The organism is Streptomyces sp. NPDC057638 (genome assembly GCF_042800315.1).
Classification (GTDB): Bacteria; Actinomycetota; Actinomycetes; order Streptomycetales; family Streptomycetaceae; genus Streptomyces.
Genome location: NZ_JBHVHF010000374.1, coordinates 1 through 6,509, shown reverse-complemented (window position 1 = coordinate 6,509; position 6,509 = coordinate 1). Strand labels below are relative to the sequence as shown.

The following is a 6,509-nucleotide window of genomic DNA, read 5'->3' as shown; positions in this document are numbered from 1 at the left end:
GCCGCCGCCACCGCGGCCGTCCGCTCCCTGCGGACGGCCGCCCGCCGTATCGGCGGGACCCTGCACACCTTCCGGCCGCTCCTCGACCCCGAGTGGGCCGACGGGCTCCGCTCCGAACTGACCTGGCTCTCCACCACGCTCGCCCAGGAACACGCCTGTACGGCACGGCTGAACCGGCTGCTGGACGCCCTCTCCCGGCTCTCGGGCAACGCCCCGGTCCCGGTCCCCGCCGCGCGCGGGGCATCGGCCGCGCGCCCGGCCGCGGCGGGCCGTACGGGTGAGGGGCGGCCGCTCGACATCGGCGCGGCCCGCGCCGCCGCGCTGCTGGAACGCCAGCTCACCCTCGCCAGGTCCCGGGCCCACTCGGCCTCCCTCCAGGCGCTGGGATCGGCCCGCTTCCACGCCGTCGCGGACGCCGTCGCCGTCCTCGCCTCCGAACTGCCCCTGGCGAAGCCGGGCCACCGCACCACCACGGCGCCGGTCTTCCCGGGGTACGTCTGGGACGGGGACACCTCCCCGGCAGCGGAGACGGATACGGAGGCACAGGCGCGGGAACGGGCCCGGGCTGAGGCATGGCGGCGGCCCGCCGTCGCGGCCCAGCGGCGGCTGCTGACCGCCGTGGCGACCCTGCCGCTCGCCCGCGCGGGCCACCCCTACAACGCCGAGGCCCTGGTCAACGGGCTCGCCGACGCCTCCGCCGAGGAGCTCCAGGACGCGCCCTGGCACCAGGTGCGCCAACTGCTGCGGCTGCACCGCTACGCCCTGGAGGTCCGGGGCACCGAGGCCGATCCGGAGCTGGCCCGCGCAGGCCTGCTGCTCGACCGCCACCGGGACGCCGCCGAGGCCGCGGCGGCCGCCGCCAGCGCGGCCCGGACCCCCCGGATCGCGCCCGCGACCGCCTACGCGCTGGGCGTTCTCCACGCCGACCAGCGCCATGAGGTGGAGGCGGCGCGCTTCTCGTTCCAGGAGATCTGGGAGATCTGGCGGCAGACGTGTCCGACCCGGACCGCCCCATGACCGGCGGCCCGCCGACGGGAGGCACCACCATGGAGGGATGTACGACGGTCCTGGCGGCCGGATGCGTGCTGTGGCGCCGCACCGCGCCACCGGCGGGCGGTGGTCTGGAGATCTGCCTGGTCCACCGTCCGAAATATGATGACTGGTCCCATCCCAAGGGGAAGGTGAAGCGCGGGGAGAGCGAACGCGCCGCCGCGCTCCGGGAAGTACGCGAGGAGACGGGACACGCGTGTGTTCTCGGCGCTCCGCTCGGTACCGCGCGCTACCTTGCCCATGGCCGCCCCAAGCGGGTCGTGTACTGGGCGGCCGAGGCGACCTCGGGGTCCTTCACCCCGAGCGAGGAGGTGGACCGGATCCTGTGGCTGTCGCCGACGGCGGCGCGCGACCGGCTCACCGAGCCCCGGGACCGCGAACTGGTCGACGCGCTCCTGGAGGCGCTCCGCCCGGCCGGAGGCTCGGAGGGCTGAGGCCCGGAGAGCTGAGGTTCGGAGAGCTGAGGCCCGCGCGGGCCGGGGCCCGGACGCGAGCGCCGGGGCCGATGGCCCCACCCCGACCGAAGGCCGGGGTGGGGGTCGAAGCGCGGGAGCCGGGGGCCGACGACCGCCCGGCCGGGCCCCGAGGCCACGGGGCCGGGCGCCCAAGACCTCCAGCCCCGCACCCGGGCCACCCCGCCCCGCGCCTCGCACCGCCGACCCCGTACCCGCGCCTCGCACCGCCGACCCCGTACCCGCGCCTCGCACCGCCGACCCCGCACCGTCGACCCCGCACCCGCGCCCCGCACCCCGACCCCGTACCCCGGGCGCGCACCCCGCCATTCCAGCCGCGCGCCCATCCGCCCCCACGCCCCCGGCGCACCCCCACCACGGGCGGAACGCATACCTCCGGCCGCCCTCCGCCGTACCCCGGAGACCGACGGAGGCCACCGCCGGCCATCGGGCCCCGGATGTCACGACGGGAAACCTCCCAGGTGGCGAGCGCCAGTTCGAAGAATGGGCGGCGGTTCGGACGACCGCCGGAGCATGCACCCAGCCGCCCAGCACGGTTCACCTGCCGTTCACTCTCCTCCGTGGGCCGCTTCACCTGTTCTGCCTACTTTCGGCCTTACGCGGTGACCGGCAGACGGCCGGCTCCCCCACCCCCCGACACACGCCGCCCCGGCGTACCGCGAACCGCAGCGGAATCAGCGGCTCCGGCGGTCCGGTCCCGGCTCGGCTTCTGGAAGGAACACCCGAAAGTGAAGCTTCAGCGCAAGAACGGGCTTCGGGCCTCCGCGCTCGGCGCGCTCGCTGTCACCGGCGCCCTGGTCCTCACGGCGTGTGGTTCGGACGACAACACCGCGAGCACCGGCGGCTCCGGCACGAAGACCAGCGCCGCGTCGGACATCTCCTGCGAGGGCGCCCAGGGCAAGCTCCTGGCCTCCGGTTCCAGCGCGCAGAAGAACGCCATGGACCTGTGGGTGAAGAACTACATGGCGGCCTGCTCGGGCGTGGAGATCAACTACAAGTCCTCCTCCTCGGGCGAGGGCATCGTCGCCTTCAACCAGGGCACCGTCGGCTTCGCGGGCTCCGACTCCGCGCTCAAGCCGGACGAGGTCGCCGAGTCCAAGAAGATCTGCAAGAGCGGCCAGGGCATCGACCTGCCCATGGTCGGCGGCCCCATCGCGATCGGCTACAACCTCCCCGGCGTGGACGACCTGGTCCTGGACGCCCCCACCATCGCCAAGATCTTCGACAGCAAGATCAAGAAGTGGAACGACCCGGCCATCGTCAAGCTGAACCCGGGCAAGAACCTCCCGGACAAGGCGGTCCAGGCGTTCCACCGCTCGGAGGACTCCGGCACCACCCAGAACCTCGGCAAGTACCTCGGCTCCACCGCCAAGGCCGAGTGGCCGTACGAGGCCGAGAAGAAGTGGCCCGCCCCCGGCGGCCAGGCCGCCTCCGGCTCCTCCGGTGTCGCCGCCCAGGTCAAGCAGGTCGACGGCGCGATCGGCTACTTCGAGCTCTCGTACGCGACCTCGCAGTCCATCCCCACGGTCTCCATCGACACCGGCGCCAGCGCCCCGGTCGCCGCCACCTCGGAGAACGCCTCCAAGGCCATCGCCGCGGCGAAGGTCAAGGGCACCGGCAAGGACCTCGCCCTGGAGATCGACTACGCCACCAAGGCGGAGGGCGCCTACCCGATCGTCCTGGTGACCTACGAGGTCGTCTGCGACACCGGGAACAAGCCCGAGACGTTGAGCACGGTGAAGTCCTTCCTCACCTACACCAGCAGTGACGCGGGCCAGAAGATCCTCGCCGACCACGGCTACGCCCCGATCCCCACCGAGATCATCACCAAGGTGCGCGAGACCGTCGCGGGCCTGAAGTAAGCCACACCGGGCGGGGGGCCGCGCGCCCCCCGCCCCTCCGGTGCACCGCCGCCAGGGGAGCGCCGCTCCCCTCAGACAGACCGGAAAGACCATGGCCTCCACCACCACACCCATAGACCCACCCCCCACACCACGGCCTCCGTCCCTCGCCGACAAGGGCGGCTCCACCGGGCGCGCGGGCGACAAGATCTTCCTCGGTCTGTCGCGCGGCTCGGGCATTCTGCTGCTGGTGATCATGGCGTCGATCGCGGCGTTCCTGACGTACCGCGCCGCCATCGCCATCTCGGCGGACGAGGGCAACTTCCTCACCACCTTCGACTGGAACCCGGCCGGCGACCCGCCGGTCTTCGGGATCGCGGTCCTGCTCTTCGGCACGGTCGTCAGCTCGGTCATCGCGATGGTGATCGCCGTACCGGTCGCCGTCGGCATCGCGCTGTTCATCTCGCACTACGCGCCGCGCCGCCTGGCCGCGCCCCTCGCCTACGTGGTCGATCTGCTGGCCGCCGTGCCGTCGATCATCTACGGCATCTGGGGCGCGCTCTTCCTCGTCCCGTATCTGGAGGGGCTCAACCTCTGGCTGGACGACTACTTCTCCTGGACGTACGTCTTCGACAAGACCGAGGTCGGCGTCGCCCGCTCGCTCTTCACCGTGGGCATCCTGCTGGCGATCATGATCCTGCCGATCGTGACCAGCGTCAGCCGTGAGGTCTTCCGGCAGGCCCCGAAGATGCACGAGGAGGCCGCCCTGGCGCTCGGCGCCACCCGCTGGGAGGTCATCCGGATGGCCGTCCTGCCGTTCGGGCGCTCCGGTGTGATCTCGGCGTCGATGCTCGGCCTCGGCCGCGCCCTCGGCGAGACGATGGCCGTCGCCACGGTCCTCTCGCCGAGCTTCGTGATCTCCTTCCATGTGCTCGACCCCGGCGGCGGCACCTTCGCCCAGAACATCGCGGCCAAGTTCGACGAGGCCAACGAGCTGGGCCGGGACGCCCTCATCGCCTCCGGTCTGGTGCTCTTCATCCTGACCCTGCTGGTCAACGGCGCCGCCCGGATGATCATCGCCCGCCGCAAGGAGTACTCGGGGGCCAACGCATGACCCAGACCGCCATAAAGGACAGGCCCACCCCGGCCCCCGCCGCCCCCGGCGGCTCCCTCACCGCGCGGGCGCTGCCCCGCTGGGCCCCGCTGGGCTTCGCGGCCGCCGCGCTCGCGCTCGGCTGCGGCCTCGGCGCCCTCGCGGGCTGGGAGAGCGAGGTCCAGTGGGCCCTGGTCTCCGCCCTCTTCTACGTCGCCATCTCGTACACCACCACCTCGGTGGTCGAGAACCGGCGCCAGGCCAAGGACCGGCTCGCCACCAGCGTCGTCTGGGTCTGCTTCATCCTCGCCATCGTCCCGCTGTTCTCCCTGATCTGGGTGACGGTCAGCCGGGGCGTGAAGGTCCTCGACGGCTACTTCCTGACCCACTCCATGGCCGGGGTCCCCGGCTTCGAGCCCGGCGGCGGTGTCTACCACGCGATCATCGGCACCCTGGAGCAGGTGGGCCTCGCCACCCTGATCTCGGTCCCGATCGGTCTGCTGACCGCGATCTACCTGGTGGAGTACGGAAAGGGCGCGCTCGCCAAGGCCGTCACCTTCTTCGTCGACGTCATGACCGGCATCCCCTCGATCGTGGCGGGCCTCTTCCTGCTCTCGATCATGCTGATGTTCGATCTGGCGCCGTCGGGGCTGATGGGCGCGCTGGCGCTGGCGATCCTGATGATCCCGGTCGTGGTGCGCTCCACCGAGGAGATGCTCAAGCTCGTCCCGAACGAACTGCGCGAGGCGTCCCTGGCGCTCGGCGTGCCGAAGTGGCGGACCATCCTCAAGGTGGTCGTCCCGACCGCGCTCGGTGGCATCACCACGGGCGTGATGCTGGCCATCGCGCGCATCGCCGGTGAGACCGCCCCGATCATGCTGCTGGTCTTCGGCAGCCAGCTGATCAACAACAACCCGTTCGAAGGCGCCCAGTCCTCGCTCCCCTTCTACATCTGGGAGCAGTACCGGGTGGGCAGCGAGGCGTCGTACGACCGCGCCTGGGCCGCCGCCCTGGTCCTGATCGCCTTCGTCATGATCCTCAATCTGGTCGCCCGCGGCATCGCCCGCTGGAAGGCCCCGAAGACCGGCCGCTGAGCGGCCCTGCTGGAAGTGATCTGAAACCATGGCCAAACGAATCGACGTCAGCGGCCTGACCGCCTACTACGGCTCCCACAAGGCGATCGAGGACATCTCGATGACGGTGGAGCCCCGCTCGGTGACGGCCTTCATCGGCCCCTCCGGCTGCGGCAAGTCCACCTTCCTGCGCACCCTGAACCGGATGCACGAGGTCACCCCCGGTGGCCGGGTCGAGGGCAAGGTCATGCTGGACGACGAGAACCTGTACGGGGAGCGGGTGGACCCGGTCGCGGTCCGCCGCACCGTCGGGATGGTCTTCCAGCGCCCCAACCCCTTCCCCACGATGTCGATCTTCGAGAACGTGGCGGCCGGGCTGCGCCTGAACGGCTCCTACAAGAAGAACGAGCTCGACGCCGTCGTCGAGCGCTCGCTGCGCGGCGCCAACCTCTGGAACGAGGTCAAGGACCGCCTCCACAAGCCCGGCTCCGGCCTCTCCGGCGGCCAGCAGCAGCGGCTGTGCATCGCCCGCGCCATCGCGGTCGAGCCGGACGTGCTGCTGATGGACGAGCCCTGCTCGGCGCTCGACCCGATCTCGACCCTCGCCATCGAGGACCTGATCGGCGAGCTGAAGGAGCGCTTCACCATCGTCATCGTCACCCACAACATGCAGCAGGCCGCCCGGGTCTCCGACCGCACGGCCTTCTTCAACCTGGCGGCCGTGGGCCAGCCGGGACGGCTGATCGAGATCGACGACACCGAGCGCATCTTCGCCAACCCCTCGGTCCAGGCGACGGAGGACTACATCTCCGGCCGCTTCGGCTGACCCCGCCCGTCCTGCGGTGCTGCATGGCGGTGCCACCGCATGACGCCCGGGCCCGTCCCCACCCCCTGGGGACGGGCCCATCCGTCTTTCCCGGCCCCGGCCCGGCCGTACGCACGGGATACGGAAGAGAGGGGCGGTACGGGGGTGCTGGGC

The 6,509-nt window shown here is 71.8% G+C and carries 6 protein-coding genes; all 6 read left to right on the top strand.

What is annotated here, in order from left to right; translation table 11 throughout:
- Positions 1-1,017, top strand: a 1,017-nt coding sequence (locus tag ACFVIM_RS31195; protein ID WP_384308514.1) for a CHAD domain-containing protein, incomplete at its 5' end; no start/stop codon positions are given.
- Positions 1,018-1,046: 29 nt separating this feature from the next.
- Complete coding sequence (locus ACFVIM_RS31190) at positions 1,047-1,484, top strand: NUDIX hydrolase (RefSeq protein ID WP_384308511.1); 438 nt, start codon at positions 1,047-1,049, stop codon at positions 1,482-1,484.
- Between the two features lie 767 nt (positions 1,485-2,251).
- The gene (pstS, locus tag ACFVIM_RS31185; protein WP_384308508.1) at positions 2,252-3,385 is read left to right on the top strand and encodes a phosphate ABC transporter substrate-binding protein PstS; all 1,134 of its coding nucleotides are present in this window, start codon (positions 2,252-2,254) and stop codon (positions 3,383-3,385) included.
- 91 nt (positions 3,386-3,476) lie between these two features.
- Complete coding sequence (gene pstC / locus ACFVIM_RS31180) at positions 3,477-4,478, top strand: phosphate ABC transporter permease subunit PstC (protein ID WP_384308505.1); 1,002 nt, start codon at positions 3,477-3,479, stop codon at positions 4,476-4,478.
- The gene (pstA, locus tag ACFVIM_RS31175) at positions 4,475-5,551 is read left to right on the top strand and encodes a phosphate ABC transporter permease PstA (protein WP_384308503.1); all 1,077 of its coding nucleotides are present in this window, start codon (positions 4,475-4,477) and stop codon (positions 5,549-5,551) included. Before pstC ends, pstA begins: the two co-directional genes overlap by 4 nt.
- Before the next feature lie 28 nt (positions 5,552-5,579).
- Positions 5,580-6,356 (top strand): phosphate ABC transporter ATP-binding protein PstB, encoded by a 777-nt coding sequence (gene pstB / locus ACFVIM_RS31170; protein ID WP_384308501.1) that lies wholly within the window; start codon positions 5,580-5,582, stop codon positions 6,354-6,356.
- The last annotated feature ends 153 nt before the right edge of the window (positions 6,357-6,509 follow it).

Bases quoted from the DNA above. Each gene is read 5' to 3' on its own strand.
- pstB (WP_384308501.1), top strand. From the start codon at position 5,580: ATGGCCAAACGAATCGACGTCAGCGGCCTGACCGCCTACTACGGCTCC.
- pstC (WP_384308505.1), top strand. From the start codon at position 3,477: ATGGCCTCCACCACCACACCCATAGACCCACCCCCCACACCACGGCCT.
- pstA (WP_384308503.1), top strand. From the start codon at position 4,475: ATGACCCAGACCGCCATAAAGGACAGGCCCACCCCGGCCCCCGCCGCC.
- ACFVIM_RS31190 (WP_384308511.1), top strand. From the start codon at position 1,047: ATGGAGGGATGTACGACGGTCCTGGCGGCCGGATGCGTGCTGTGGCGC.